Here is a 26,506-nt window from a genome sequence, read left to right on the forward strand (position 1 = left end):
AATAAGGGAGGAATAATGATGATACAATCGATCTCGCTCGGTCCCGTCCAACCGGTCAAAATGACCGAAGCCAAATCGATACAGGACGCGACTCCGGCACAAGCAACACAATCCTTTGGGCAATTCCTGCAAACGGCTATCGATAATGTGAGCCAGCAAGAACAGGGAGTTCACAAGCTCAATGATAAGTATTTGTTAGGCCAGGTAGATGTGACGAAGGTGCTTATTGCTTCGGAGCAAGCGCAGCTCAGTTTACAGTTAACCTCACAAGTCCGCAACAAAGTGGTCGAGGCCTATCAAGAAATCATGCGGATGCAAATTTAATCAAACTTATGATCTAGCATAGTATTTGGGTGAGGTGACAATGTGAACGAAAGAATCGCCCAGTATAGAGGAAGGCTTACCCAATTTTGGGGCCAAATGGGCAGAAAACAAAAGATATGGTTGGGGGCTTCCATTGCGGGATTGTTGTTGACAATCATTTTGTTGACAATCGTATTTACAAGAACGGAATACGAGATTGCTTTTCAAAACTTGGATACGACTGACGCAGCGGCAATAATGACTTATCTCGACAGCAGTGGTATACCTTACCAGCTGAGCAATAATGGAAAAAGCATATCCGTGCCTAGTGCATCGGCATCGCGCATTAAAGTAGCCGTAGGCTCTCAAGGAATGGTTCAAAATGGTTCAATGGGCTTTGAAGCCTTTAGTTCCAGCTCAAATGCTTTTGGATCAACGGAGAACGAATTTAACGTTAAATATCTGAATGCTTTGAATGGAGAGATTCAGCAGCTATTAAACGCGATGCAAGGGGTCGAAAGTTCCAAGGTGTTGGTAAATCTACCTGAAGAGAGTGTTTTTCTCTCGGCAGAAGAGGCCAAAGCAGCATCTGCATCGATCATGCTGAAGTTTATGGGTGGCTATCGTCCTAGTCAAAAAGAAATAGACGGATACTATAACTTAGTGAAAACAGCAGTACCAAATCTAGCTGTCCAAGACATCACGATTTCCAGTCCGCAAGGGGAATTGACTTTCTCTGAAGTAAACGGCGGGATTGCAGGCAGCGCCGATGCGGTTGAATCTCAGTTTGTGATCCAAAAGAAATATGAGTCTGAGTTGAAGAAAGACATTCAGCAATTTCTTGGAACGATCGTGGGAGCCGAGAATCTAGTTATCCAAGTTTCCAGCAGCATGAATTTTGATAAGAAGACTTCACAGGAATCTGTCGTGAAGCCGCTGGACAACAACAATAACAACGGTATTGTCATCAGTGAACAGATTGATAACAGCACATCAACAGGAAATTCAGGTCAAGCAGGCGGCGTAGCTGGAACTGGGGAAACGGATGTTCCAGGTTATGAAGCAGCCGCTACAGGTACAAGTAGTTCAGAAACAAATTCGACGGTTAGAAATTACGAGGTTACTCGAGTCAACAGTAATATCGTGTCAGCACCGTATGTGCTAAAGGACCTTTCTATTAGTATCGGTATAGAACAAGCAGAATTGAATGATGAGGCAAGCAGAACGGCTATCATGTCGTCTTTGACAGCTATTGTAAGAGCACAATTGGCTGATTCAGGCCAAGATGTGAATGACGACGCTCTAATGGCTAAGAAAGTGACTTTGATTGCAAGAACGTTCTCTGGCAGCAGTACAGCCAACCAATCAAGCCTATTATCCACTCCTTGGCTGATCGGAATCGGTGTTGCAGCGCTTGCGATAATAGGTGGACTAATCTATGTACTTGCCCGCAGACGTAAGAAAGCGGCTGAGGAAGAGCTCGAACTGGCACAGCAGCCTTCTGCAATGGTTGAATACCCAACGCTTGATTTGGAAAGTGTCAACAATGATAGTCAAGCCCGTAAAAATCTCGAGACACTCGCCAAACGCAAGCCGGATGAGTTCGTTAATCTTCTTCGCACATGGCTTGTGGATGAATAGAGGTGGTTCAATTGTCAAAAGTAATGCAAGGATTATCAGGAAGACAGAAAGCAGCGATATTGCTCATTACGCTTGGACCTGAGGTATCTGCCCAAATATTCAAACATTTGCGTGATGAAGAGATCGAGCAGCTAACGCTCGAAATTGCAAATGTGAGAAAAGTGGACAGTCATGACCGGGAAACGATTCTCAGCGAATTTCATCAGATATGCATGGCACAGGAGTACATTACGCAAGGCGGTATTTCTTACGCTAAGGATATTTTGGAAAAAGCGCTTGGCGAGCAGAAGGCGCTTGAGGTCATCAATCGTTTGACTGCCACGCTCCAAGTAAGGCCGTTCGACTTTGCGAGGAAAGCAGAGCCGACGCAAATTTTAAACTTTATCCAAAACGAAAATGCTCAAACCATTGCACTAGTATTATCCTATTTACAATCCGAACAGTCTTCACACATTCTATCTTCACTTCCACAAGAGAAGCAGGCGGAGGTTGCAAGACGAATTGCGCTTATGGATAGTACTTCACCGGAGGTTATCTCGCAGGTAGAACGTGTACTTGAACAAAAGTTGTCTTCTACGGTTACTCAGGATTACACGAATGCTGGAGGCATTGATTCCATCGTTCAAATTTTGAATGGTGTCGATCGCGGGACAGAACGCACGATTCTCGATGCGCTCGAAATTCAAGATCCCGAGCTGGCCGAAGAGATCAAAAAACGGATGTTTGTTTTTGAAGACATCGTCAATATCGACAATCGTTCCATCCAACGTATTATTCGAGATATCGAGAATTCAGACCTTCAGCTTGCGCTTAAAGTGGCTAGTGAAGAAGTGCGTGAGGCGATATTCCGGAATATGTCAAAACGAATGGCAGAAACCTTCAAAGAAGAAATGGAATTCATGGGTCCTGTTCGACTTCGCGATGTAGAAGAAGCACAAACACGTATCGTAGCTACAATTCGCAGATTGGAAGAGTCTGGTGAAATCATCATTGCTCGCGGTGGAGGAGACGATATCATTGTCTAACTTGATCAAATCTTCGAGCGTGATTACACTCGATCAACTAAAGCAGCTGGAATGGATGTATCAACGCAATGCTTTAGCAAGCGAAGCGGATGCTCAGGAAGAAGAAGTTGAGGATAGGCCAGATGAAGAGACAATTTCATTACGTGACCAGATTCTAAATGATGCACAGCAGTACGCAGAAGAACAACTGCTTGAGGCCGCGGAAGAACGTGTGAAAATTTTGGCTGAGACCCAGCAACAAATCGATATTTGGTGGCTGGAGAAACGTGTGGAAGACGCAGAAGCTTCTGAAGCATCTAGAAAAGCTGGTTTTGAGCAAGGCTACTCTGAAGGCGCCTCGCAATCGGAAGCCGAGATGCGACAAATTTGGGATCAGAAGCTGTCCGAAGCATCAGATGTATTAAAAACAGCTTTTGATATGCGTGAGCAGATCATTCAAGAGGCCGAACCTTTCCTCGTTGAGCTTAGCTGCGCAATCGCAGAAAAAATTATTGGACAACAGCTAACATTAGCGCCGAATCTGGCTATTGAGCTTATTCGCAAATCGCTCTCCAGACGTAGGGAGCAAGGTATTATCACACTTTGTGTTGCCCCAAGCCAGCTCGCGTTTGTACAGGCAGCCAGAGAAGAACTTCATTTTGCCATCGACTCGCAAGCTGAACTGCAAATTTTGCCCGATTCGACCGTAAAGGATAATGGGTGTGTGATACGTTCTGCATTTGGCAGTATCGATGCGCGTATTGATACGCAGTTGTCTGAGATTAAGCGGGAACTCATTCATCTTGCTCATCATAGTGGCGAAGAACGAGGACATGAAGATGATAGTGAATAACTTGGATGTGTTAAAGTACATTGAACATTTGCAGCCGCTTGATCCTGTGCGAGTTAATGGGAAAGTCACTCAGGTCATCGGACTTACCGTCGAATCGGAGGGTCCGGATGCAAGCATCGGCGACGTTTGCTTTATCTATCCATCGAAAGGCATAAAGCCGATCAAAGCCGAAGTCGTTGGATTTCGTGAGAATAAGGTCATTCTTATGCCGTTGGGTGATCTTCATGCCATAAGTCCTGGCTGCGATGTCGTAGGGACGGGTAAGCCATTAACGGTGCAAGTAGGTTCCGAGCTGCTTGGAAAAGTGCTTGATGGGTTAGGAAATCCGCTTGACGGTTCGTTTTTGCCTAGGAGAATGCCGCACTATTCCACACACAACGAACCCAGTAATCCGCTCATGCGACCGCGTGTAATTGAACCGCTTGGCATTGGCGTAAGAGCGATTGACGGTCTTCTTACGGTTGGCCGAGGTCAACGCGTAGGAATATTTGCTGGTTCGGGTGTAGGTAAGAGTACGCTTCTTGGAATGATTGCAAGAAATACATCTGCTGATGTTAACGTCATTGCCCTCATTGGCGAGCGTGGACGCGAGGTGCTGGAGTTCATAGAGAAGGATTTGGGTCCTGAAGGCCTAGCGCGCTCAGTCGTTATTGTCGCTACCTCGGATCAGCCTGCTCTTATTCGAATGAAAGGCGCGCTAATTGCAACCTCTATCGCTGAATATTTTCGCGACCGTGGGTTGAATGTCATGCTTATGATGGATTCCGTTACACGTTATGCTATGGCGCTCCGTGAAGTAGGCCTTGCGATAGGCGAGCCTCCTGCTACGCGAGGTTATACGCCATCCGTGTTCGCTGCATTGCCAAAGCTGCTAGAGCGTGCGGGTACCGGTCCGTCGGGCTCGATTACTGCATTTTACACCGTACTTGTCGACGGGGACGATATGAATGAGCCGATTGCGGATGCCGTCCGCGGAATTCTTGATGGACACATCGTTTTGAGCAGGAATTTGGCTCACAAAGGTCATTTTCCCGCAATTGACGTGTTGGCTTCCGTAAGCCGGGTAATGAAAGAAATCGTGACAGAAGAGCAACAGGATGCCGCAAATGAATTGAAGAAGCTTCTAGCTATTTATAAAGATTCGGAAGACTTAATCAATATAGGGGCGTACCAGCGGGGGTCAAATGCAGAAATTGATAGGGCCCTTGAGTATATCGAGTCCATTCAAAGTTTTACGAAGCAGAAGACCAACGAAAAAGTAAGCCTTGAAGAATCGCAAAATCGTTTGATTACCGAATTTTATAGGAGTTGAATCGATAAGTGGCATCATTCCGTTATTCATTTCAAAGAGTTGTTGATTTGAAGTCTAGTGAAAAGACGCAGGCAGAATGGATGCTGTCATCTGCAATTGGAGCGCTCGTAGAAGAAGAGCTGTCGCTAGAGCAATTGCATCGTAAGCAGCGGGAATGGGAAGATAAATTGCATGATGCCTCACAGACTGCTGTTCCACTGTCAGAGCTTCAAGTGATTCAGCAATATTTGGACTATCTGGTTTCTTGTATCGCAAGCAAAGTGAAAGACGTACTCCATGCACAAAAGGCGGTTGACCAAAGCAGACTTAAGCTCTCAGACCGAATGAAGGATGAGAAGAAGTGGCTTAAAGCAAAAGATCATGCGCGTGAACGGTTCCAGTATGCTGTGCAATTGAAAGAGCAGAACGAGCTGGACGAAATGGCAAGCGTCCGATTCATGATACCAACCCCATAAGTGATGTGTGACACCGGCTAGAGGGAGTGAACGGAATTGGCGGGTACCGATAATGAAAAACAAGGTTACAGTACGATAGAGCGAATTATGTTCTTAATGACACCGATTTTATTTGCAATTGTTCTGCTCGGCGTAATGTATACCCTGTTCAACAATGATTTTCGAAATAAGATGCTAGAGGCCGGCAATTCGGTTCCTTTCCTTAAAGACGTGCTTCCCGAACCAAAGGTTGCAGGCGGTGCTTTAAATGATGAAGGATTGAAAACGGCAAATATGTCTGCAAAAATCGCGGATCTTCAAACCAAGCTAACCTCTATTGAGAGCGAGCTAGCCGCAGCGAACCAGACAAAGACAACATTGGAGCAAGAGGTAAAGGAGCTGCAAAGCGACAATACCCAGCTCAAAGGCGTTAATGACGTCCAATTGTTGGAAGACGAAGAGTATCAAGCGAAGATTCAAGAGCTTGCGAGCATGTTCGCAAAAATAACGCCAAGCAAAGCAGCTCCAATTTTGCAAAGTATGACTTTGGAAGAAATGGTGCTCGTATTCGCGAATATGCGTTCGGATGACAGAGTACGCATCATGGAAAAAATGAATCCACAGACAGCAGCCGATGCGGCAATGATGCTGAAAGATAATGTGAAAGCAAAGGATTTGCAAATTGCTGCCCTGCAGGCAAAGCTCGAAGCGCAAAAATCGACCGTTGCAAAACCGGCATCGTCCGTGCTTGACCAAGAGCAATTGGCAGCCACCTTCACAGCTATGGATGCAAAAAGCGCAGCCGAATTGTTAATTAAAATGATTGATGTCAGTCCAAGCAAGGTACTTCGCATCCTGAATGCGGTCGATAATCAAACGAGATCGGCGATACTTGCGCAAATGTCCAGCATTAATGAAAAAGCAACGGCACAGCTGGTAGCTAAATTAATGTCAGGCAGTTAAGCATCAAGGCGTACGATTATGAAGAAGGGAGGTGAAAAATATGGAGATGACAGTATCGCAACCAACCACGCCGCAAGGTCCGGTACAGCCGGGAGCGGCATCGCAAGCGAGTAAAAATACAGGCGGCGCAGTTTTTTCAAAAACATTGGTGAAACAAATTAATGGCGATGCAGTTAGTGCAACGGGCAATGCGCAAAGTAAACCTTTAATGGCAACCTTTGGCAAAGAAACAGCTGCTCCATCGGAGAACGTCGCTTCAACTGCAAGCTTGTCTGAATTGATGTCAACGATTGACGGTTTGCTAGAGCAGCTTGGAGGAGCTTCATCTGAAGGAGACCAGCCTGTTCTTGCAGATGAGGAGCAGGTTGATCAACTAACAGCCGTTCTTGATCAGATGAATGCTTTGCTTGCATTGTTAGGCATCCCAGCACCAATCATTCAGCAGCAGGCGGTGAGCTCCACATCGGTGGCGGAAGGAAATGATTTATCCCTGCCAATGAATGTGCAAGCGGCTAGCATAAAATCTAGCCTGCAAGATACGTTGCTTCAATTACAGACTATGCTCCAACAAGGCACGACGAAGCTTATTCAGCAACAAGAGCCGTCGGTATTGGTTGCAGCCCAGCTACAGGCGTTAACAGCGATTTTGGATGGGGAACCGGTGGATACAAGTAAAAATTTAACGAAATCGGATTCTACTTCACAACAACTGTTTAATGTAAAAGCAGCAGTACAACAAGACGGAAGCACTCTACTGCAGCGTCTGTCCCAACAAGCCGTTCACCCTGCATTAATAGCAGCAGCGGTTCAAAACTTGGAACAGGCAGTTGATACTGAAGCGGCAGCTTCACCAGTAGAAGCGATTCCTCAGCTTCAACCAGGCGCAGGACAGTCCGAAACAACTCGAGGCCTTATACCGCTTGCCGGTAATTCGGCAGCTGTTCCAACCTCTTTTGTTGTAGCGGATGAGTTTGCCAAATCGATGTCGGGAATGATCGTGCAAAAGTTTGATCTAACGACGTTGAATGGTGTCTCAGAAGCAAAGCTAATGCTGTTCCCTGAACATTTGGGACAGGTAGATGTGCGCATTACGATGCAGAATGGTCTCCTCACAGCGATCTTCCAAACGGATACTGCAATGGCTAAGGATATGCTAGATAATCAAATGGCCCAGCTTCGTTTAGCGCTTCAGGCTCAAGGCCTTATGGTCGACAAGCTAGAGGTATCACAAGGACAAGCGTCACCGCAGCTATCACAGCAGCAGCACGGCCAAGGAAATGGGCAGCAGCATGCTGCAAATCGCCAAGGCTTTAACGGTGAGGACGGATCTAGCGAGTCGCAGTTCGAAACGGAAATGATTGAACAAGCTTCTATCCAAGGTTTAGGCTTCGGAAGAGGCCTGAACGTCAAAGCGTAGCAGGAGAGCAATTGCTTAAGGGAATGGAGGTGACCGGATATGGCAGATAGCGTTTCGTCGCGCGTCGTTTGGCCGAATTACAGTACAGCGAATGTACAAGCAGCGGCCAACAAAAAAACAGATACACTTGGCAAGGATCAGTTTCTAAGCATACTTGTTACGCAGCTTCGAAATCAAGATCCGATGCAGCCGTTGCAAGACAAGGATTTTATTGCGCAGATGGCGCAATTTACATCCGTAGAGCAATTAATGAATATGGCGACTGAGCTATCGTTAATGCGTCAAAGCATGGGTTCCGCATCAAGCCTGATCGGCAAAACGATAGAGTGGAACGAATATGATGAAGCAGGCAATGTTAAAATTGTAAATGGAGTCGTGGATTCCATTATCTCTAAAGATAAGATTCTTTATGCCACGGTAGGTGCGACTGAAGTTGCCTTGGATTATGTAACATCGATCTCTAATGGAGGAACGAGCAATCCATCACAAGACGATGAATCTTCTGAAGCAGCGGATACTGCGGAGGGGGCTGAGAGCTAGTGAACGATGGCGTAAAAATCGGTCATTTGTTTCCGGTTAAATCCTCACCGCTGCAGTCAACCAAAGCATCAGCAAGCCGTTCGCCGCAATCCACTGAGTTTCAGGACATGCTTGATGCAAAGGTACTTAAGTTTAGTCATCATGCTGAGGTGCGAATGCAGCAAAGAGGCATTAAATTGCAGCCAGAATCGTTGACGAAAATTATTAATGCCGTTGAAGAAGCAGCGTCCAAAGGCGCTCAAGATTCCTTGATCGTTTTCCGAGATATTGCAATGATTGTGAACGTACCAAGCCGAACCGTTGTAACCGCAATGGATGGCGGACAAATGAGAAGCAATGTGTTTACTCAAATCGACAGTGCCATTATCTTATCATAAGGCTGGACCTATCAGGAAGCCTTGAACTGTGGATCGATTGAAGCAGTTTATGATAGTGCAAAAGTTCATTTAATGCCTAAGACCAATTCATATTCCAGGAGGAATAACGAACAATGCTAAGATCGATGTATTCGGGCGTATCGGGTATGCGCGGTTTTCAAACCAAGCTTGACGTCATAGGCAACAACATTGCGAACGTCAACACCGTAGGCTTCAAAGCGGGTCGCGTTATGTTTAAAGATATTTTGAGCCAGACGGTTGCAGGCGTTACCGCTCCTGAAGAAGGAGTACGCGGCGGCGTAAATGCCAAACAGGTTGGGTTAGGGGTATCGATCGGCTCGATTGATACCATCCATACAGCAGGCAGTGCGATGACGACAAACCAGCCTACGGATCTTCGGATTGACGGCGACGGATTTTTTGTAGTAAGGGCAAGCGATGAGTCTGAAATGCTGCTTACACGCGCCGGCAACTTTACGCTTGATTCAAGCAGACAGCTCGTTACGGGCGATGGCTACTTCGTACTTAGCGTGGATGGAGAACCTATCGTGCTTGATGAAGCAATCACAGCGTTTTCAATTGGACAAGATGGAACGATTACGGGAGTAACAGCAGACGGTACGGAAGCGGTAGCACAAATTGGAATTGCTAAAGTCGTAAACCCTAGCGGCCTTGAAAAGCTTGGCGGCAATATGTACCGTGTAACTGCCAATGCGAATCCTGATGCTTCCATTGAAGATTTTATGTCATTTGCTGGAGATCCAGAGCTGGGTACTGGAGCGATCATCGCAGGGCAGCTTGAAATGTCCAACGTTGATTTGACTGCTGAATTTACAGAGATGATTGTTGCGCAGCGCGGTTTCCAAGCGAATTCCCGCATCATAACAACCTCTGATGAAATTTTGCAAGAGGTCGTGAACTTAAAAAGATAGGTAATTCATAACAAGCGGGAGGCTTAGTGCCTCCCCTAGGTGTGAGGGGGGTAGCTGATGATTACCGTAACGCGTTTAAATGGAACAAAAGTAACCATTAATGCGCTTTTGATCGAAGTAATTGAAGAATCTGCGGATACTGTTATAACGCTCACAACCGGAAAAAAACTGGTCGTTAAAGAAAAGACAGCTGATTTATTGCAGCTGAATCAACAGTATTTGAGAACAATTGGCCTCATTGCGGCGGCCCAAAAGAGTGAGCAAACGGAGGGTCCCTCATCATGAAAAAAATGCTTCCCTGGTTAATTACTATTTTGCTATCTATTACGCTAATCGCTGTTGTAGCCATTATTTTGTTTAAGTCGTTTTTCGCTGATCCGAAAGAGCAGGCGACAGAGACAAAGACGATCGAGGTCAAAGCGATGTCAGCAGATAAGCGAGTCGAAGTTACTTCCGAATTAAAAGATTTTAGAAGAAACCTGAAAGATCCTAAGTATGTTGTCGTTATCAGCTTTGCGTTCCAGCTCGATAGCAAGAAGGCGAAAGAAGAATTCGATAAAGTGATCGATATCGAAGTTAAACCAGTGTTGAATCGCACGCTTGCGGATATGACAGCGGAAGAGCTTAACGGCTCCCAAGGGGAAGACGCTTTGGAATCGAAGCTGCTGAACTTGTTGACTCCAATCGTTTCAAAAGGAAAATTAATCAAAGTAGAAATCACAAACTTCTTAATTACTGAAATTTAATTGACTACGCCGACATTCCTCGAAGGAGGTGAGATATTTGGTTGATGTTTTATCGCAAAATGAGATTGATGCGCTACTCGCGGCCTTGGATTCCGGTGAAATGGATGCAGAGGATTTGAAAAAAGAAGAAACGGTACGGAAGGTTAGTCTCTATGATTTTAAGCGTGCCGTACGTTTTTCCAAGGATCATATTAGAAGCTTAACCCGGATTCATGAAAATTTTGCGCGATATTTGACAACCTATTTCTCAGCGCAGCTACGCACCTTTGTTCAAATAAATGTCGTGCAGGTCGAGCAATTGCCTTATGACGAGTTTATTCGTTCGATTCCAAAGATGACGATTCTAAATATCTTTGAAGCAGAGCCGCTGGAAGGTCGAATGGTGCTGGAGGTTCATCCTAACGTAGCTTATGCCATGCTTGATCGCATGCTGGGCGGACAAGGAATAGCGCCTTCAAAAATTAACAACCTGACGGAAATTGAAACGATCATTATGGAGCGAATTTTCAGCCGGACGTTTGAAAGTTTGCAGGAAGCCTGGAAAACGATTATAGATATTTCTCCTAGGCTGGAAGCGTTGGAAACGAATCCGCAGTTTATGCAGATTGTATCTCCAAATGAAACCATTGCACTTATTTCTTTCAGTACCAAAATCGGAGATACGACAGGCATGATCAATCTTTGTATTCCTCATGTCGTCATAGAACCGATTATGTCCAGACTATCCGTCCATCATTGGTTCGTTTCCCAGAAGAAAGCACGCGCGCCAGAAGAGGTTGAAATTCTGGAACAGCGTGTAAACAAAGCGAAGCTACCGATTGTAGCTGAGCTGGGGGAATCATCGATTACGATTAAAGAATTCCTAGGTTTGAATATTGGGGATGTTATTTCGCTCAATAAATCAGTCGATGACGGTCTGAAAATTAAAGTTGGAGACAAACTGAAGTTTATTGGTAGTCCGGGTTCCGTCAAGGATCGTCTGGCTGTTCAAATAGACGAGGTTGTCAGCGAAGGAGAGGAAGAAGACCATGATGAGTAAGGACTATTTGTCCCAAGAGGAAATTGATGCATTGCTTCGCCAATCCGCCAATGAACCGGAGTCGGAGCAGACCTCCGAGGCTGGGACTCAACTTTCAGACTTTTTGTCCGAAATGGAACAATCCGCACTTGGAGAAATTGGGAATATCACCTTCGGAAGTGCTGCTACGGCATTATCGACTTTGCTAGGCAAAAAGGTTGATATCACGACTCCACAGGTAACGATTGTAAGAAAAGATGAGCTCGCTGATATTTTCCCTAAACCTCATGTTGCTGTTAGTGTGCAATATGTGGATGGGTTCCAAGGCATAAACTCACTCGTGATCAAGACGAAGGATGCTCAAATTATTGCGGACTTGATGCTCGGGGGGGAAGGAACGAATATTACGGTAGAAGAATTGAATGAAATTCATATTAGCGCCGTGCAAGAAGCAATGAATCAAATGATGGGTTCATCAGCGACTTCCATGTCCACGATTTTCAATCGTTTCGTTAATATTTCGCCCCCAGGCATTGATATTTTAGATGTACATAACGGTGATGGCATGGAGCATTTGCCACCGGTCGATATGTTTATCAAAATTTCATTCCGCCTGACTATCGGGGATTTGATTGACTCTACGATTATGCAGCTTCTTCCAATACCATTTGCCAAACAAATGGTTGATATTTTGATGGGAGTAGTAGATGAGCCTTCTGTAGCGACTACACCGGCTGCAACAGCGCCGGCTGCAGCAGCAGCAGTTGCGCCTCCAGTACAACATGCGACAGCTATGCAAGAGACGGCTGCAGCTGCACAGATGTATGCTGCTCCGCAGCAGCAAATGGCGCCGCCGATGCAGCAACAACCGCCCATGCCATATCAAACGCCTGCTGCAGGATATGATATGCCAATGCAACCGCCTGGGCCGCATACATATGGACATGCAGCAAATCGCAATGTGAACGTACAGCCTGTACAATTTGCTAATTTTGGCAATGCTCCATTTTTGCAGCAAGATGAGACAAACCTCAATTTACTTCTCGACATACCGCTTAAGGTCACTGTAGAATTAGGAAGGACCCAAAAGCAAATTAAGGATATTTTGGAGCTGTCGCAAGGTTCGATTATCGAGCTGGACAAGCTAGCTGGCGAGCCCGTGGATATTCTTGTAAACAATAAACTGATCGCCAAAGGCGAGGTTGTTGTAATCGATGAAAACTTCGGTGTTCGCGTAACGGATATCGTAAGCCAATGGGACCGAATTCAAAAATTACAATAGCATCCTAGGAGGATAAAAAAGATGGCAAACCGCATTCTTATCGTAGACGACGCAGCTTTCATGCGCATGATGATTCGTGACATTTTATCAAAGAACGGCTACGAAGTCGTCGGTGAAGCCCAAGATGGCGCACAAGCAGTTGAGAAGTACAAGGAATTGAAACCGGATCTGACCACAATGGATATTACGATGCCTGAAATGGACGGAATTTCTGCACTGAAAGAAATCAAAAAGCTGGATGGCAACGCAAAAGTCATTATGTGTTCAGCGATGGGTCAGCAAGCGATGGTTATTGATGCGATTCAAGCAGGCGCAAAGGATTTCATCGTCAAACCGTTCCAAGCTGATCGCGTTATCGAAGCGATCAAGAAAACTCTCGGATAACGGTAAGACTTATGCTTAACTTACCTTCGCGCATTTCAATGGTGTCTGCTCTTGGGATGGCGATATGGCCTCATTTTGCGGCTGCTGCTGCCTTAGACGGCAGCAGCGCAAACAATGATGAACAGATGGTGTTCAGTGGCACAAAGGATTTAGCGGGAAGCTTAGTCTGGGTTATCGTCGCGTTAGCGATTGTTATCGTATTAATTATATTGGTCATTAAATGGTTGTCTCAGCGCAGCCGATCGTGGGGAACGAATCGTTCGCTTCGTTCGCTCGGCGGTCTTGCGCTAGGACAAAACAACTCACTTCAAGTAATTGAAATTGCAGGCCGCATCTACATTGTGGGCATTGGCGAGAACATTACATTGATTGACAAGCTGGAGGATCCGGAGGATGTTCGTGCGGTCATTGCCGCATTGGAACGCCAGCAAGAGACGGTTTGGTCCAAGGATGTTGCTTCCCAGCTGTTAAGCAAGCTGAAAAATCGGAACGGGAAAACCGAGCCGGAGCCAACAAATGAGCAGTGGAATAATGCGGATTCATTCCAGAACTTGTTACATAGCAAGCTCAGCCAACAAGCTGACCGTAAGCAACAATTGGAATCATTGCTGCATGAATCTAAACCAAATGAACGGTTGATGGACGATGAAAAATAAGTGGTGGATATCAATCGTTGCTGTACAGCTGCTTGGAATGCTTATTCATAACCAAGCCTTTGCGGAGCCTTTGCCCGATGTTTCCATCAATATAGGGAACGGAAACGGTGATACGCCTGGAACTAGCGCTTTATCCCTTCTTCTATTAATAACAGTTCTAAGCGTTGCACCCGCTATATTGGTGCTGATGACAAGCTTTACCCGAATCGTTATTGTTCTTGGTTTCGTCAGAACATCACTAGGCACACAGCAAATGCCGCCGAATCAGGTATTAATCGGTCTTGCCATGTTTTTAACATTTTTCATTATGGCTCCGACATTCTCTCAGGTGAATGAAGTGGCATTGCAGCCTTATTTGAAAGGTCAAATCTCACAGACAGAGGCTTTTCAGGAAGCAGCTGTTCCCATGAAGAAATTCATGTTCTCCCATACAAGGGAGAAGGATTTAATGCTCTTTATGAATTATACGAAAACAGAAAAGCCTGAAACGTTTGAAGATATTCCGATTACCGTTCTCATTCCGGCTTATGCCATAAGTGAACTTAAGACAGCCTTTCAGATGGGGTTTATGATTTTCATCCCATTTTTGGTTATCGATATGATCGTCGCCAGCACTTTGATGGCGATGGGGATGATGATGCTACCTCCGGTCATGATATCGTTACCCTTTAAGCTGCTGCTGTTTGTATTAGTGGATGGATGGTATTTGATCGTAAAATCGTTGTTATTAAGTTTCAACACGTGATTTCAGCAGGGGGGACGCTCGATGAGTACTGATTTCATAATCGGATTGGCCGGCGAGGCCGTATTCGTTGTATTGAAAGCCAGTGCGCCAATGCTCGTTCTTGCTTTGGTCGTAGGTTTACTTGTCAGCATATTTCAGGCAACCACACAGATTCAGGAGCAGACATTAGCTTTTGTACCGAAAATCGTAGCAGTATTCTTATCGATCATCATATTTGGACCATGGATTCTTAATACGGTTATCGACTTCACTTATAATCTGCTGAACAATCTTCATAATTACATCGGTTAGGTTGTGAGTGGATGAATGCGATCGTACAAGGTTTCCCTATTTTTTTGTTGATCTTTTGTCGAATAACTGCGTTTTTCGTCGTCGCGCCTGTCTTTTCTTCGCGAGGCGTGCCGAATGTTTTTAAAATCGGATTAGGTTTTTTCATTTCCTTTATCGTATTTTTAACGTATGGCATGCAGCAAACAATTGTACCGGACGCAGAGTATATACTTGTACTGCTGCGCGAAATATTGATCGGTGTCCTCATGGGGTATGTTGTCTACCTGTTTTTTACCGTCGTGCAAACCGCCGGCGCCTTTATGGATTTGCAGGTTGGTTTTGCCATGGCGAACATTGTAGATCCACATACGGGCACATCAGCCCCGCTGCTCGGTAATTTCAAATACATGCTGCTTATTGTTGTCTTTTTAATGATGAACGGGCACCATTTTTTGCTGACAGGCCTTATGGACAGTTATAAATGGATGCCTTTATCCAATGAATTGTTTAGTCGTTTGATGAGTGGCGGCATAACTGATTTTTTAACAAGAGTGGTAGGCAATACTTTTTTGCTCGCCATTCAAATCGCTGCGCCGCTAGTCGTTGCCATGTTTTTGACGGATGTTGGACTTGGTTTTTTAACTAAAACAGCTCCGCAATTTAATGTGTTTGTTATTGGGATACCTTTAAAGCTCATTATAGGCTTGTTTTTGCTTATACTGTTAATGCCAAGTCTTGCTGGTTTATTCGAAAGATTGTTTTCCATAATGTTTGATTCTATGGAGCAGTTATTCGGAATTGTGCAAGGACCGCCGCCTGAAGGGCAATAGGAGGAAGCGCACGTGCTAGATTACCGGCTAAAACTTGATCTTCAGCTGTTCAGCCAAGAGAAGACTGAGCAAGCAACTCCGAAGAAAAAAGGTGAAGCTAGAAAGAAAGGCCAAATTGCCAGATCCTCTGATTTGCCTGGTTCTCTTATATTAATGTTTGTTTTTATGGGCTTCATAATGCTAGGTAGTTATTATAAAAATCATATTATGGAGTTATTCAACAGTTTATTCGAAGATTGGCTATTGATGGATGTTACTAGTGGAAACATTATGTCGCTCTTCACCGAATTGGCAATGGAACTATTACTCATTCTAATGCCAATCTTTGCAATTACGATTCTAGTAGGCGTTCTTGGAAATGTCGTTCAGTTTGGTTTTCTACTAACGGGCGATCCTCTTAAAATGAAAATTAGCAAGCTTAACCCCATTAATGGGTTCAAACAAATTTTTTCGGCAAAAACGATTGTTGAGTTTTTAAAAAGTATTTTAAAGCTCCTGATTATAGGAGTGCTCGTATATTTAGCCATTTCTAAAGAATGGGAACGCATATTAGTGCTTGCGAGTTTGCCCATTCAGCAAATATTTAGCTTTACTGCTGGATTGACGGTCAGGCTTGGCATTGAAATCGGAGCCGTTCTAACCGCGCTTGCACTTGCCGATTATTTTTATCAGCGCTATGAACATAACAAAAGCTTGAAAATGTCAAAGCAAGACATTAAGGATGAATACAAGAAATCGGAAGGTGATCCGATCATTAAGGGACGGATTCGTGAACGGCAGAGAAGAATGGCCTTGCAGCGAATGATGCAGGAGGTTCCGAAAGCGGATGTTATTATTACAAATCCCACGCACTTTGCTATTGCTTTGAAATATGATGCAACGAAAATGGAAGCGCCCAAGATCATTGCAAAAGGAATGGATCACGTTGCGCTTCGTATTAAAGAGATAGCCAAAGAAAACGGTGTGGTTACGATGGAAAATAAACCATTGGCCAGAGCGCTTTATGAACGAGCGGAAATAGGCGATGTCATTCCCCCGGACTTGTTCCAAGCTGTGGCTGAGGTGCTTGCATATGTCTATAAGATGAAAGGCCGCGTGAAATCATCATAACACTACGGGAGGAGGCGGCGTCATGAAAGCAAGGGACTTTGTAGTACTTTTTGGCGTTATTGGAATTGTGCTCATGATGATAATCCCGATCCCAGTCCTACTACTTGATATCCTCATTATTTTAAACATTTCAATCGCATTGATGATTTTGCTTATTGCTATGAATACGAAAGAAGCGCTGGATTTTTCGATCTTTCCGGCAATCCTCTTAATCACTACCCTATTTAGGCTAGCGTTAAACGTCTCCACCACAAGAAATATTTTATCGCATGCAGAAGCTGGGGAAGTTGTAGCTACGTTCGGCAGCTGGGTAGGCGGCGGTCAAATTGCGATTGGTTTTATCGTCTTCCTCATCCTCGTTGTCGTCCAATTTATCGTTATTACCAAAGGCTCCGAGCGTGTTGCCGAAGTAGCAGCCAGATTTACGCTTGACGCGATGCCAGGTAAACAAATGAGTATCGATGCGGATTTGAATGCTGGCTTAATTAATGAACAGCAAGCAAGGGATCGGCGCTCTAAGATTGAGCGCGAAGCGGATTTTTATGGTGCGATGGATGGTGCCAGTAAATTCGTAAAAGGGGATGCTATTGCATCCATCATTATCCTCGTTATTAACCTTGTAGGCGGCTTTATCATCGGAATGGCGATTCACAGCCTAAGTTTTGGAGAATCTTTATCTACGTTCTCTATTCTGACAATCGGTGATGGTTTGGTCAGTCAAATTCCTGCACTGCTTATTTCAACAGCTGCCGGTTTAATAGTAACTAGGGCGGCATCAGATGGGAACTTGGCAGAGGATGTCACATCTCAGCTATTCAAATATCCTAAATTGTTATTCATTGCAGCTGGTACAATCGGACTTCTTGGCCTTACGCCAATCGGTCCGCTCAGAACATGGCCATTTGCCATTATGTTAGCGTTTGGCGGGTGGTATATGCAAAAAGCGATTAATAAGCAGCAAGCCCAAGAGGAAATGCTTGTCGAAGAGCAGCAGATCGAAGAGGTGCGCAGTCCAGAAAGTGTCATTAGCCTTTTGCAGGTTGATCCGATTGAGTTTGAGTTCGGATATGGACTTATTCCGCTTGCGGATACACAGCAGGGCGGGGATTTGCTAGACCGAATCATCATGATTCGCAGGCAGTGCGCGCTTGAGCTTGGCCTTGTCGTTCCGGTCATTCGGATTAGGGACAATATACAGTTAAAACCTAATGAGTACGTTATTAAAATCAAAGGGAATACGGTTGCGCGCGGTGATCTTCTCCTTAATCACTATCTGGCAATGAGTCCCGGATTCGAAGACGATTCGGTTGTTGGTATCGAAACGACTGAACCGGCGTTTGGGCTTCCAGCGATATGGATTGACGAGCAAATGAAAGAACGCGCGGAGTTGTCAGGTTATACGGTTGTAGACCCTCCATCCGTAGTTGCGACTCACCTAACTGAAATTATTAAACGTCACGGACATGAGCTGATCGGCCGTCAAGAAACGAAGCAGCTGGTTGAAAATGTGAAAGAGTCGTATCCAGCGCTTATCGATGAATTGATTCCTTCGATTCTCACAATTGGCGATGTGCAAAAAGTTCTGGCAAAGCTGCTGCGGGAAAAGGTATCCATTCGAGACCTGGTTACTATTTTTGAAGCGTTAGCTGATCATGGAAACTATACAAAAGATCCTGATATTTTGACTGAATACGTAAGGCAGTCTTTATCCAGGCAAATCACGCAGCAATTCTCATCTGGAGGAGACACGCTGCGCGTGATTACAGTAGGTCCTCAATTGGAGAAAAAAATTGCCGAATCGGTGCAGCAGTCGGAGCAGGGGACCTACATTGCGCTCGACCCTGTATCTACTCAGCAAATCTATCAAAAGCTAAACGAGCATGTTAATCGTCAAATCCAATCAGGTCAGCAGCCTGTTGTACTGGCATCACCGACCATTCGCATGTATTTGAGACAGATTGTCGAGAGAACCATGCAGGATGTTCCTGTCCTTTCCTACAGTGAGCTTGAACCGAACATTGAAGTTCAAAGCGTCGGGGTGGTGAATTTATGAGAGTAAAACGATATATAGTCAATGCCTTGCCCGAGGCAGTTTCTATGATCAGGACAGAGCTTGGCAAAGACGCCGTTATTTTGAATACAAAGGAAATTAAGGTTGGCGGCTTTATGGGGATGTTTCGCAAGAAAAAGATGGAAGTGATTGCAGCTATCGAATCCAATCAGGCCAATCCACCATCGCAGCCGCAAAGGAACACGAATCCTCAAGTGGATGCAGCGGTTGAGAAAATCTTGCAAACGGCGCAGCGTGCTCCAGCAACTGCGGCCACAGCGGTAATGGAACCAAGCGTTGCTCAGCCGATAAAGGAAAACCCAGCTAGAGTGGAACGCGAACAGTTCATTATTGATGAGATCCGTGATTTAAGGGAATACATGGTCAAACTATCCAAACAACAAAGCAGCAATCATGCGATGAATGAGCATTTGATTTTGTTAAAGGATCATTTGATTGACCAAGAGATGGATGCGGAATGGATTGAACGTTTGGTTCAATCGATAATTGATAAACAAGCGGAAGAACGGGTTGAGCTTACCGGGGAACAGGTTTGGGGTATGGCTGAAGCTCAATTGGAGGAGTGGCTGCGCCCTTATGAAGGAAGCGGCATCAGCAGCAATGCCAGGGTCGTTCATTTCGTTGGGCCAACCGGCGTAGGCAAAACTACGACTATTGCAAAGCTGGCAGCAGAGCAAACGATTAAAAATGGACGTAAGGTTGGCTTTATCACATCCGATACGTACAGAATTGCGGCCGTAGACCAGCTAAGAACATACGCGAACATTTTAAATGTACCGATTGAGGTCGTGTTTTCACAAATGGATTTGCCCAGAGCGTTCAAGCAGCTGGCGGAGCAGGAACTGATTTATATGGATACGGCAGGTCGGAATTTCAGAAGCGAACTTCATGTATCCGAGGTAAACAGTTTGCTTCAAACGACTGAACCAAGCGAAACCATTCTTGTCCTAAGCATGACAGGGAAAACGCGCGATATGGCTGCAGTAGCCGATCAATTCAGCAAATATGGCGTTCGAAAGGTACTGTTTACAAAGCTTGATGAAACTTCGGTTTATGGAGCGATTTTCAACCTGATTATGAATTTCGAACTGCTGCCTACCTATTTGGCAAGTGGCCAAACGGTTCCGGATGACATAGAGAGGTTTCAAGTCAGGCCTTATGTTCAGAAGCTTCTTAGGAGCCAGAACCTATGATGGACCAGGCCGAAGCATTACGAAATTTAGTTAAAAAACAGGAGCTCCAAAATGAAGGCCGCACGACGCGCGTTATAACCGTAACCAGCGGAAAGGGCGGCGTGGGCAAATCGAATTTCAGTCTTAATTTTGCCTTGGCGCTTCAGCGTCTGGGAAAAAAGGTTCTTGTATTCGATGCTGATATTGGGATGGCCAATATTGATGTGCTGATGGGAGTTACCTCTACTTACAATCTATATCATTTGCTCAAGCAGGAAAAAACCATTTGGGAAATTGTCCAAGAAGGACCGGAGGGGTTGCATTTTATTGCAGGCGGCTCCGGATTTCGGGATTTAATGGACCTATCAGTAGAGCAGCTAGATCGTTTTGCTGAAGAAATAAGCAAGCTTCACGGCCGATACGACATCATTTTATTCGATACGGGTGCCGGTCTCTCAAAGGAAACGGTGCGGTTCATTACCGCTGCACAAGAGACAATCGTAGTTACCACCCCCGAGCCAACTTCCATTACGGATGCCTATGCCTTAATTAAAATGGTAAAAGGTATGGAAGTGGATGTTCAGTTTAAATTAATTGTCAATCGTGCTATGGATCATCGGGAAGGCAAGCAAACCGCAGAAAAAATCAGCATGGTTGCTGAACGGTTTCTGCATTCGGAATTGCCTCATTTGGGCATTTTACCTGACGACCCGAATGTATCCAAAGCGGTGAAGCGTCAAATCCCTTTTACAGTCGCCTATCCGGGAAGCGAAGCATCCGTTGCGATTGATCGAATCGCTAAGCACTTTCTGGAGATTGCGCAAGGCTCTGCAAATAGCAGTGGCATCAAAGGATTTTTGCACAAAATGTTCAGACTCTCAAGATAATCCTTTGGAAGTGAGGAGGAAATAAAATGGCTCCTTATCGCATACTGGTTGTTGATGATTCCGGGTTTATGAGGAAAATCATAAGCGATTTAATTATTCAAGATCCTCAATTTACAATTGTAGCAACAGCAGTTAATGGTCAAGAAGCGGTAGAAGCGGTTCATAAATGGAAGCCGGATGCCGTTACGCTAGATTTGGAAATGCCATTGATGAACGGTATTGAAGCATTGCAAATCATTATGAGAGAGCTTCCTACGCCAGTAATCATGCTCTCAGGGATAAGTGAGGACAATACTCGTGAAACGATCAAAGCGCTGCAATTTGGCGCGTTCGACTTTATTAGGAAACCGTCAAGCGTAATCTCGAACGATATTCATCAGGTGGGCGACTTTTTGCTTGAAAAGCTGCGAATTGCCGTGATAACTAAGCGATACCAGCCAATCATATCGATTAGCGAAAAATCTTCTGCTGTAATAGAAGAAATTGCTTCTGCTAAAGAATTGCCTGCAACTCCAAAACAAAAGACAACATCGTATGTTGATCCATTGACGGCGAAAATAAAAGTTGATGGTAAAGATAGAAGCAAGCCGACCCTGCCTAAAGAAGGAAAGAAGCTCACTGAGCAAGCGGCAGATCCCTTACATAAAAAAATAACAGTAAAGAAGCCGGATGAAGCTTCAACGATTAACAAACAAACAGGAGAGTCCGCACAAAGCGTTTTGAACAAGAAAACGCCAATGATACCTAAATTGGCGCCGGGAGAACCACCGGCTGTTCATAAAAAGGCAGCTACCGCTCCTACTGCAGCTTTTAAACACATCGTAGCCATTGGAACCTCAACGGGCGGACCAAGAGCGCTTCATGAAGTCATTACTTCGCTGCCAGCAGATTTTCCAGCACCTGTGCTCATCGTTCAGCATATGCCTCCTAAATTCACCAAATCGCTTGCTCAGCGGTTAGATAGCTTTAGCGAACTTCGAGTCGTGGAAGCAGAGCAGGGGGAACGAGTGTCAGCTGGGGTTGTCTATATAGCACCTGGGGGGTACCACATGGAGCTCTCAAAGGATACTGCAGGCTATTCGGTTCTTTTGACCGAGCAGCCACAACGAAACGGACATCGTCCTTCGGTTGACGTGCTTTTTGAATCGATATCCCCTTTTCGTGAGTTGAAGCGTCACGCGGTTATCATGACGGGGATGGGAAGTGATGGCGCCAAAGGCATGAAGCTTCTTGCTGAATGTGGAATTGAGACCACGATTGCCGAGGCCGAGGAAACCTGCGTCGTATATGGCATGCCGAGATCTGCCGTTGAAGCCGGTTGTGTGAATAAAGTATTGCCGCTGCAGCACATTGCTCCGCAACTTGTGCAAGCAGTGATGAAATAGATTGGACAAGCGCTTAAACATACTAACAGGAGGTGCTCGAAAATGGATATGAATGCCTATTTATCGATGTTTATTGATGAATCTAATGATCACTTGCAAGCATTAAATGAAAATTTGCTGCGGCTGGAAGGCGAACCTGAGGAACTCAGTATCGTTCAAGATATATTCCGTTCAGCTCATACGCTGAAAGGGATGTCCGCCACGATGGGCTTCGAGGATTTGGCTGCGTTGACGCATGAAATGGAAAACGTGCTGGATCTTGTTCGCAATAGCAAGCTTAAGATGGATAGCTTTATATTTGATACCTTGTTCAAAGGGCTTGATGCTCTAGAAGCTATGGTACAGGATATTGTGGGGGGCGGAACAGGGAAAGCAGACGTAACGTCGATTGTCGCTTCCTTGCAAGTAATACTGAAAAGCGATTATAGCGCAGGAAAAGCGCTTGAAACGCCTACAGTAGCTGCTAGCTCATCTGGAACCGCATCATCTAGCGCATCAGGGGCGATGCTGCTGGATGAATTCCAATCATCCATTTTGTTGCAATCCGTAGAATCTGGACATAACGTTTTTCACATCCAAATCTCGATTCGTGAGAATTGCTTGTTGAAGGCTGTTCGTGCCTACATGGTCTTTGATCTGCTCGAGCGAAATGGAGAAGTGATTAAATCCGATCCTTCCGTGCAAGACATTGAGCAGGAAAAATTCGATTTTACCTTTACAGTATTTACGATCTGTCGTCTTGGTCAGGAAGATCTCCAAACGCAGTTGCTTAACATCTCTGAAATCGAAGCAGCGGTCGTTACCTTGCTCGATGCAGAGTCGTTAGCTGTGCTTAGCCAATCGAACGCAGCCGCAGCTGTTGAGGTTGAGGTGCCTGAGCAGTCACCAGCATTACCGGCTCAGACTGCGCCTAAAGCGGATACCCCGCGCGAGGTTGCGCCAAGCAAAGCGGCAGCGCCTGCTGTGCAAGCAGCTCCAGCGAACGTATCCAGAACGATTCGTGTGGACATCGAGCGCTTGGATACGCTGATGAATTTGTTCAGTGAATTGCTGATTGACCGCGTAAGGCTTGAACAGCTATCCAGCGAAATTAAACGGAATGACTTAACGGAAACCGTTGAGCATATGACACGGGTGAGCTCGGATCTGCAAAGCATTGTTCTCAAGCTTCGGATGGTGCCAGTAGATTCGGTATTTAATCGATTCCCACGGATGATCAGAGATCTGGCCAAGTCGCTGGATAAGAAAATCGATTTGGTGATTACCGGCGCTGATACTGAACTTGACCGCACGGTTATCGATGAAATTGGAGATCCGCTTGTTCACTTGCTGCGCAATTCCGTTGACCATGGAATCGAGACACAGGAAGAGCGAATTGCAGCAGGCAAACCGGAGACGGGAACCATTCACCTACGTGCTTTCCATAGCGGGAATCATGTTTTCATTGAAGTTGAGGAAGACGGTCGTGGCATCCACCATGAGCGCGTACTCAAAACCGCGATCAAAAACGGCGTTGTCACAGAGGAGCAAGCGAAGCTGCTTTCACCTGACGAAATCAATATGTTGATCTTTGCTGCAGGCTTTAGTACCGCCGATAAAATATCCGACATTTCGGGACGAGGCGTTGGCCTTGACGTTGTTCGGTCTAAAATCACGTCACTAGGCGGTAATGTAACGATTGATTCTGCTTTCGGCAGAGGCACGAAGTTCTCTGTACAGCTGCCGTTGACGCTTTCCATTATATCAGCAATGCTAATTAAGCTTGGCTCTGAGAAATATGCGATACCATTAACTTCGATTGTTGAAACTGGTATTATCCGCAAGGAGCAAATTTTGCATGTGCATGGCAATCAGATGATTGAATTCAGAAATGTAATTATTCCGCTCGTATCCTTAAGCAAAGTACTGGATTCACCTGACTTCAATGAAAATGAAGAGCAGGAAACTGAAATCGTAGTCGTTCGCAAAGGTGAAAAGTGGGCTGCGGTTATGGTTGACGAATTCATTGGCCAAAGCGAAATCGTGTTGAAAACGTTAGGTAAATACTTAACGAACGTTGAAGCGGTGTCTGGCGCTACGATACTTGGAGACGGTTATGTCGCATTGATTATAGATCCGAATGCATTAATCAAATAAAGGGGGCTTTTACGATGGGAGAAGAATTAAAAGTTATCGTGTTCGCGCTCGGCAACGAAGAGTACGGAATTGAAGTAGACAAGGTTCGCACGATTGAAAGATTATCTCCGATTACACGCGTACCAAAAACAGCAACATTCATAAAAGGTGTCATTAATTTGCGCGGTGTTGTCGTACCGGTCATTGATTTGCGCGGCCGTTTTAATCTGACAGAAACGACTCCAACAGAAAATTCGAGAATTATCGTCGTAGCGGTGGCTGACATTGAGGTTGGATTTATCGTTGACTCTGCAAATGATGTTATTGATATCGACACCGATACGATCGATTTGCCGCCTGAGATTGTTGGGGGCATTAAAGCCAAATATTTAAGGGGCATTGCAAAGCTTGGTGAAGGTCGACTTCTCATCATGCTCAATTTGTCTGAAGTATTGAACAAAAACGAAATTATCCAAATCGAGCAGTTAGAGGTATAGAGCGTGAGTCTTTTTAGCCGCTTTGAAGCTTTTGAGCTTGATGTTTTGAAAGAAGTCGGCAATATTGGCGCGGGTAATGCAGCAACCGCATTATCTCGCTTGTTAGACAAACCCGTAGATATGGCAGTACCCAAAGTTAGTTTGCTACCATTTGAAGAGGTTGCTGAGCGTGTCGGCGGTTCTGAGCAAATCGTAATCGCCGTGTTCCTTCGCGTAGAAGGGGAAGCGCCAGGCAATATGTTTTTTATTATTGAAGAAGAATCAGCAAAACGAATTTTGAGGCAGTTGCTTTCTATTAACGCGGAAGAACATGAAGGCTATACAGAAATGGAGCTTTCTGCCCTTTGTGAAATTGGCAATATCTTAGCTGGCTCTTATTTGTCTTCATTGGCTGATTTTACGCATTTATCGATGGCTCCATCCGTTCCAGCTGTAGCAGTAGACATGGCAGGCGCAATCCTTAGCTATGGTTTAATGCAGTACGGGGAGATGGGAGACTCGGCCCTACTTATTGAAACGACCTTTCTAGAGGATTGTCAATCGCTTGAAGGACATTTTTTCCTCATTCCGGACCCGGAGTCGTTTGAAAAAATATTCAGGGCTTTGGGAGTCGTTAGCGAATGATACAACAAAATTTGGTCAAAGTAGGCATGGCAGATTTAAATATCGCAACAGATGGAGCAATACTTAAAACAACCGGCTTGGGATCATGCGTAGGGCTTACCCTTTATGACCCGGTTCGAAAAATTGCCGGTATGGCACATGTCATGCTGCCGTCTTCAGAAATTGCCCGTGAGACCAAAATGAATTTGGCCAAATATGCCGACACCGCAATCCCCGAGCTGCTAGATCGTATGATAGCAGCCGGTGCTTACATCGAACGGATGAAAGCGAAGATGGCTGGCGGTGCACAAATGTTTGCCATGTCGGGCCATACGGATTCCTTGAGAATAGGTCCGCGCAATGTAGAATCATGTACAGCGATGCTGTTGAGATTTAAAATTCCGATCTTGTCTCAGGATACGGGAGGAAGCTTTGGCCGGACGATTGAGTTTGACAGTGTTAGCGGTACATTATCGATAAGAAGTGTTCAGTTTGGAACAAAGGAGATTTGATATGCTGGGAACGTGGCGATGGAATGTCGTATTTGGAATATTAGGCACCGTGCTGACGGTAGCTTTCTCAATCGGCAACAATCCGATTACAGTTATGCTGCTTAGGAGTATGTATGCTTTCATCGCTTTTTTTGTTCTTGCGTATGGAGTAAGGGGCTTATTAGCATACATTCTTGTCCCTCCTTCACTGGTAGGGGAGCTTCCAGAAGCGATGCACGAGGAAGGAAAGGGCGCTCAGTTCGATCTTAAAACCCCGGACGAGGCGCAGGAATTAAACGATTTATTGAAGTCGCAAATGCAAGAAGGCACATCAACGTCGTCTGCAGCTTCATTTTCTAATGAAGAAAAAGATTTTCGGCCGTTAACTCCTCCACAATTATTATCTACTAAAAATACACAGCCTGAAGAATTGGTTAAAGCCATTCGTCACCTGACAGGAGAGTGAGT

The 26,506-nt window shown here is 45.2% G+C and carries 30 protein-coding genes; all 30 read left to right on the forward strand.

The window, feature by feature from the left end:
• Positions 1 to 18: 18 nt before the first annotated feature.
• The 30 genes from fliE (at position 19) to FJQ58_RS27710 (ending at position 26,504) form a co-directional block, all read left to right on the forward strand.
• Positions 19 to 324 (forward strand): flagellar hook-basal body complex protein FliE, encoded by a 306-nt coding sequence (gene fliE, locus FJQ58_RS27565; RefSeq protein ID WP_139998335.1) that lies wholly within the window; start codon positions 19 to 21, stop codon positions 322 to 324.
• Between the two features lie 42 nt (positions 325 to 366).
• Positions 367 to 1,944 (forward strand): flagellar basal-body MS-ring/collar protein FliF, encoded by a 1,578-nt coding sequence (fliF, locus tag FJQ58_RS27570; protein ID WP_139998337.1) that lies wholly within the window; start codon positions 367 to 369, stop codon positions 1,942 to 1,944.
• A 23-nt stretch (positions 1,945 to 1,967) separates the two neighbouring features.
• Complete coding sequence (gene fliG / locus FJQ58_RS27575) at positions 1,968 to 2,969, forward strand: flagellar motor switch protein FliG (protein WP_202915369.1); 1,002 nt, start codon at positions 1,968 to 1,970, stop codon at positions 2,967 to 2,969.
• Positions 2,962 to 3,801 carry a FliH/SctL family protein gene (locus FJQ58_RS27580; protein WP_139998341.1) on the forward strand — a complete coding sequence of 280 codons (840 nt, stop codon included), beginning with the start codon at positions 2,962 to 2,964 and terminating at the stop codon, positions 3,799 to 3,801. The genes fliG and FJQ58_RS27580 overlap by 8 nt, the downstream gene beginning before the upstream one ends.
• Entirely contained in the window at positions 3,788 to 5,113 is a 1,326-nt protein-coding gene (gene fliI, locus FJQ58_RS27585) for a flagellar protein export ATPase FliI (protein WP_139998343.1), read from the forward strand. The genes FJQ58_RS27580 and fliI overlap by 14 nt, the downstream gene beginning before the upstream one ends.
• A gap of 8 nt (positions 5,114 to 5,121) precedes the next feature.
• Positions 5,122 to 5,568, forward strand: coding sequence for a flagellar export protein FliJ (gene fliJ / locus FJQ58_RS27590; RefSeq protein ID WP_139998345.1), 447 nt, complete (start codon positions 5,122 to 5,124; stop codon positions 5,566 to 5,568).
• 36 nt (positions 5,569 to 5,604) lie between these two features.
• Positions 5,605 to 6,510 (forward strand): MotE family protein, encoded by a 906-nt coding sequence (locus FJQ58_RS27595; RefSeq protein WP_139998347.1) that lies wholly within the window; start codon positions 5,605 to 5,607, stop codon positions 6,508 to 6,510.
• 40 nt (positions 6,511 to 6,550) lie between these two features.
• Positions 6,551 to 7,927 (forward strand): flagellar hook-length control protein FliK, encoded by a 1,377-nt coding sequence (locus FJQ58_RS27600; RefSeq protein WP_139998349.1) that lies wholly within the window; start codon positions 6,551 to 6,553, stop codon positions 7,925 to 7,927.
• A gap of 39 nt (positions 7,928 to 7,966) precedes the next feature.
• Complete coding sequence (locus FJQ58_RS27605) at positions 7,967 to 8,467, forward strand: flagellar hook capping FlgD N-terminal domain-containing protein (RefSeq protein WP_139998351.1); 501 nt, start codon at positions 7,967 to 7,969, stop codon at positions 8,465 to 8,467.
• Complete coding sequence (locus tag FJQ58_RS27610; protein ID WP_139998352.1) at positions 8,467 to 8,844, forward strand: TIGR02530 family flagellar biosynthesis protein; 378 nt, start codon at positions 8,467 to 8,469, stop codon at positions 8,842 to 8,844. The genes FJQ58_RS27605 and FJQ58_RS27610 overlap by 1 nt, the downstream gene beginning before the upstream one ends.
• A 113-nt stretch (positions 8,845 to 8,957) precedes the next feature.
• Positions 8,958 to 9,776 (forward strand): flagellar basal body rod protein FlgG, encoded by an 819-nt coding sequence (flgG, locus tag FJQ58_RS27615; RefSeq protein ID WP_139998354.1) that lies wholly within the window; start codon positions 8,958 to 8,960, stop codon positions 9,774 to 9,776.
• 57 nt (positions 9,777 to 9,833) lie between these two features.
• On the forward strand, positions 9,834 to 10,061 hold the full coding sequence (locus FJQ58_RS27620; protein ID WP_139998356.1) for a flagellar FlbD family protein: 228 nt from the start codon (positions 9,834 to 9,836) through the stop codon (positions 10,059 to 10,061).
• The gene (locus FJQ58_RS27625) at positions 10,058 to 10,522 is read left to right on the forward strand and encodes a flagellar basal body-associated FliL family protein (protein ID WP_139998357.1); all 465 of its coding nucleotides are present in this window, start codon (positions 10,058 to 10,060) and stop codon (positions 10,520 to 10,522) included. The genes FJQ58_RS27620 and FJQ58_RS27625 overlap by 4 nt, the downstream gene beginning before the upstream one ends.
• A gap of 37 nt (positions 10,523 to 10,559) precedes the next feature.
• Positions 10,560 to 11,561 (forward strand): flagellar motor switch protein FliM, encoded by a 1,002-nt coding sequence (gene fliM, locus FJQ58_RS27630; RefSeq protein ID WP_139998359.1) that lies wholly within the window; start codon positions 10,560 to 10,562, stop codon positions 11,559 to 11,561.
• Positions 11,551 to 12,822 (forward strand): flagellar motor switch phosphatase FliY, encoded by a 1,272-nt coding sequence (fliY, locus tag FJQ58_RS27635; protein ID WP_139998361.1) that lies wholly within the window; start codon positions 11,551 to 11,553, stop codon positions 12,820 to 12,822. The genes fliM and fliY overlap by 11 nt, the downstream gene beginning before the upstream one ends.
• 21 nt (positions 12,823 to 12,843) lie before the next feature.
• Positions 12,844 to 13,206, forward strand: coding sequence for a response regulator (locus FJQ58_RS27640; protein ID WP_028611027.1), 363 nt, complete (start codon positions 12,844 to 12,846; stop codon positions 13,204 to 13,206).
• 56 nt (positions 13,207 to 13,262) lie between these two features.
• Positions 13,263 to 13,862: a flagellar biosynthetic protein FliO gene (locus FJQ58_RS27645; protein WP_162341801.1), complete on the forward strand. Its 600-nt coding sequence runs from the start codon at positions 13,263 to 13,265 to the stop codon at positions 13,860 to 13,862.
• A gap of 37 nt (positions 13,863 to 13,899) precedes the next feature.
• Positions 13,900 to 14,607 (forward strand): flagellar type III secretion system pore protein FliP, encoded by a 708-nt coding sequence (fliP, locus tag FJQ58_RS27650; protein ID WP_238404446.1) that lies wholly within the window; start codon positions 13,900 to 13,902, stop codon positions 14,605 to 14,607.
• Positions 14,608 to 14,628: 21 nt separating this feature from the next.
• Positions 14,629 to 14,898: a flagellar biosynthesis protein FliQ gene (gene fliQ / locus FJQ58_RS27655; protein WP_139998367.1), complete on the forward strand. Its 270-nt coding sequence runs from the start codon at positions 14,629 to 14,631 to the stop codon at positions 14,896 to 14,898.
• An 11-nt stretch (positions 14,899 to 14,909) separates the two neighbouring features.
• Positions 14,910 to 15,707: a flagellar biosynthetic protein FliR gene (fliR, locus tag FJQ58_RS27660; protein WP_139998369.1), complete on the forward strand. Its 798-nt coding sequence runs from the start codon at positions 14,910 to 14,912 to the stop codon at positions 15,705 to 15,707.
• Between the two features lie 12 nt (positions 15,708 to 15,719).
• Positions 15,720 to 16,817 carry a flagellar biosynthesis protein FlhB gene (flhB, locus tag FJQ58_RS27665; protein WP_139998371.1) on the forward strand — a complete coding sequence of 366 codons (1,098 nt, stop codon included), beginning with the start codon at positions 15,720 to 15,722 and terminating at the stop codon, positions 16,815 to 16,817.
• 22 nt (positions 16,818 to 16,839) lie between these two features.
• Complete coding sequence (gene flhA / locus FJQ58_RS27670; protein ID WP_139998373.1) at positions 16,840 to 18,870, forward strand: flagellar biosynthesis protein FlhA; 2,031 nt, start codon at positions 16,840 to 16,842, stop codon at positions 18,868 to 18,870.
• The gene (gene flhF, locus FJQ58_RS27675; protein ID WP_139998375.1) at positions 18,867 to 20,081 is read left to right on the forward strand and encodes a flagellar biosynthesis GTPase FlhF; all 1,215 of its coding nucleotides are present in this window, start codon (positions 18,867 to 18,869) and stop codon (positions 20,079 to 20,081) included. The genes flhA and flhF overlap by 4 nt, the downstream gene beginning before the upstream one ends.
• On the forward strand, positions 20,078 to 20,947 hold the full coding sequence (locus FJQ58_RS27680) for a MinD/ParA family protein (protein ID WP_139998377.1): 870 nt from the start codon (positions 20,078 to 20,080) through the stop codon (positions 20,945 to 20,947). Before flhF ends, FJQ58_RS27680 begins: the two co-directional genes overlap by 4 nt.
• Before the next feature lie 26 nt (positions 20,948 to 20,973).
• Positions 20,974 to 22,332 carry a protein-glutamate methylesterase/protein-glutamine glutaminase gene (locus FJQ58_RS27685; protein ID WP_139998379.1) on the forward strand — a complete coding sequence of 453 codons (1,359 nt, stop codon included), beginning with the start codon at positions 20,974 to 20,976 and terminating at the stop codon, positions 22,330 to 22,332.
• A gap of 42 nt (positions 22,333 to 22,374) precedes the next feature.
• Positions 22,375 to 24,468 (forward strand): chemotaxis protein CheA, encoded by a 2,094-nt coding sequence (locus FJQ58_RS27690; RefSeq protein WP_139998381.1) that lies wholly within the window; start codon positions 22,375 to 22,377, stop codon positions 24,466 to 24,468.
• Between the two features lie 14 nt (positions 24,469 to 24,482).
• On the forward strand, positions 24,483 to 24,944 hold the full coding sequence (locus tag FJQ58_RS27695) for a chemotaxis protein CheW (protein ID WP_139998383.1): 462 nt from the start codon (positions 24,483 to 24,485) through the stop codon (positions 24,942 to 24,944).
• A 3-nt stretch (positions 24,945 to 24,947) separates the two neighbouring features.
• Positions 24,948 to 25,568, forward strand: a complete 621-nt coding sequence (locus FJQ58_RS27700; RefSeq protein WP_139998385.1) for a chemotaxis protein CheC — start codon at positions 24,948 to 24,950, stop codon at positions 25,566 to 25,568.
• Complete coding sequence (locus tag FJQ58_RS27705) at positions 25,565 to 26,059, forward strand: chemotaxis protein CheD (protein WP_139998387.1); 495 nt, start codon at positions 25,565 to 25,567, stop codon at positions 26,057 to 26,059. The genes FJQ58_RS27700 and FJQ58_RS27705 overlap by 4 nt, the downstream gene beginning before the upstream one ends.
• Positions 26,040 to 26,504 carry a hypothetical protein gene (locus FJQ58_RS27710; RefSeq protein ID WP_139998389.1) on the forward strand — a complete coding sequence of 155 codons (465 nt, stop codon included), beginning with the start codon at positions 26,040 to 26,042 and terminating at the stop codon, positions 26,502 to 26,504. Before FJQ58_RS27705 ends, FJQ58_RS27710 begins: the two co-directional genes overlap by 20 nt.
• Positions 26,505 to 26,506 lie beyond the last annotated feature (2 nt).

Source organism: Paenibacillus paridis, assembly GCF_006345825.1.
Taxonomy (GTDB): domain Bacteria; phylum Bacillota; class Bacilli; order Paenibacillales; family Paenibacillaceae; genus Pristimantibacillus; species Pristimantibacillus paridis.

Coding starts and splice junctions, on each gene's coding strand:
- fliE (WP_139998335.1), top strand. CDS start 19: ATGATACAATCGATCTCGCTCGGTCCCGTCCAACCGGTCAAAATGACC.
- fliG (WP_202915369.1), top strand. CDS start 1,968: ATGCAAGGATTATCAGGAAGACAGAAAGCAGCGATATTGCTCATTACG.
- fliI (WP_139998343.1), top strand. CDS start 3,788: ATGATAGTGAATAACTTGGATGTGTTAAAGTACATTGAACATTTGCAG.
- FJQ58_RS27600 (WP_139998349.1), top strand. CDS start 6,551: ATGGAGATGACAGTATCGCAACCAACCACGCCGCAAGGTCCGGTACAG.
- FJQ58_RS27605 (WP_139998351.1), top strand. CDS start 7,967: ATGGCAGATAGCGTTTCGTCGCGCGTCGTTTGGCCGAATTACAGTACA.
- flgG (WP_139998354.1), top strand. CDS start 8,958: ATGCTAAGATCGATGTATTCGGGCGTATCGGGTATGCGCGGTTTTCAA.
- FJQ58_RS27620 (WP_139998356.1), top strand. CDS start 9,834: ATGATTACCGTAACGCGTTTAAATGGAACAAAAGTAACCATTAATGCG.
- FJQ58_RS27625 (WP_139998357.1), top strand. CDS start 10,058: ATGAAAAAAATGCTTCCCTGGTTAATTACTATTTTGCTATCTATTACG.
- fliY (WP_139998361.1), top strand. CDS start 11,551: ATGATGAGTAAGGACTATTTGTCCCAAGAGGAAATTGATGCATTGCTT.
- FJQ58_RS27640 (WP_028611027.1), top strand. CDS start 12,844: ATGGCAAACCGCATTCTTATCGTAGACGACGCAGCTTTCATGCGCATG.
- FJQ58_RS27645 (WP_162341801.1), top strand. CDS start 13,263: ATGGCGATATGGCCTCATTTTGCGGCTGCTGCTGCCTTAGACGGCAGC.
- fliP (WP_238404446.1), top strand. CDS start 13,900: ATGCTTATTCATAACCAAGCCTTTGCGGAGCCTTTGCCCGATGTTTCC.
- fliQ (WP_139998367.1), top strand. CDS start 14,629: ATGAGTACTGATTTCATAATCGGATTGGCCGGCGAGGCCGTATTCGTT.
- fliR (WP_139998369.1), top strand. CDS start 14,910: ATGAATGCGATCGTACAAGGTTTCCCTATTTTTTTGTTGATCTTTTGT.
- flhA (WP_139998373.1), top strand. CDS start 16,840: ATGAAAGCAAGGGACTTTGTAGTACTTTTTGGCGTTATTGGAATTGTG.
- flhF (WP_139998375.1), top strand. CDS start 18,867: ATGAGAGTAAAACGATATATAGTCAATGCCTTGCCCGAGGCAGTTTCT.
- FJQ58_RS27680 (WP_139998377.1), top strand. CDS start 20,078: ATGATGGACCAGGCCGAAGCATTACGAAATTTAGTTAAAAAACAGGAG.
- FJQ58_RS27685 (WP_139998379.1), top strand. CDS start 20,974: ATGGCTCCTTATCGCATACTGGTTGTTGATGATTCCGGGTTTATGAGG.
- FJQ58_RS27690 (WP_139998381.1), top strand. CDS start 22,375: ATGGATATGAATGCCTATTTATCGATGTTTATTGATGAATCTAATGAT.
- FJQ58_RS27695 (WP_139998383.1), top strand. CDS start 24,483: ATGGGAGAAGAATTAAAAGTTATCGTGTTCGCGCTCGGCAACGAAGAG.
- FJQ58_RS27705 (WP_139998387.1), top strand. CDS start 25,565: ATGATACAACAAAATTTGGTCAAAGTAGGCATGGCAGATTTAAATATC.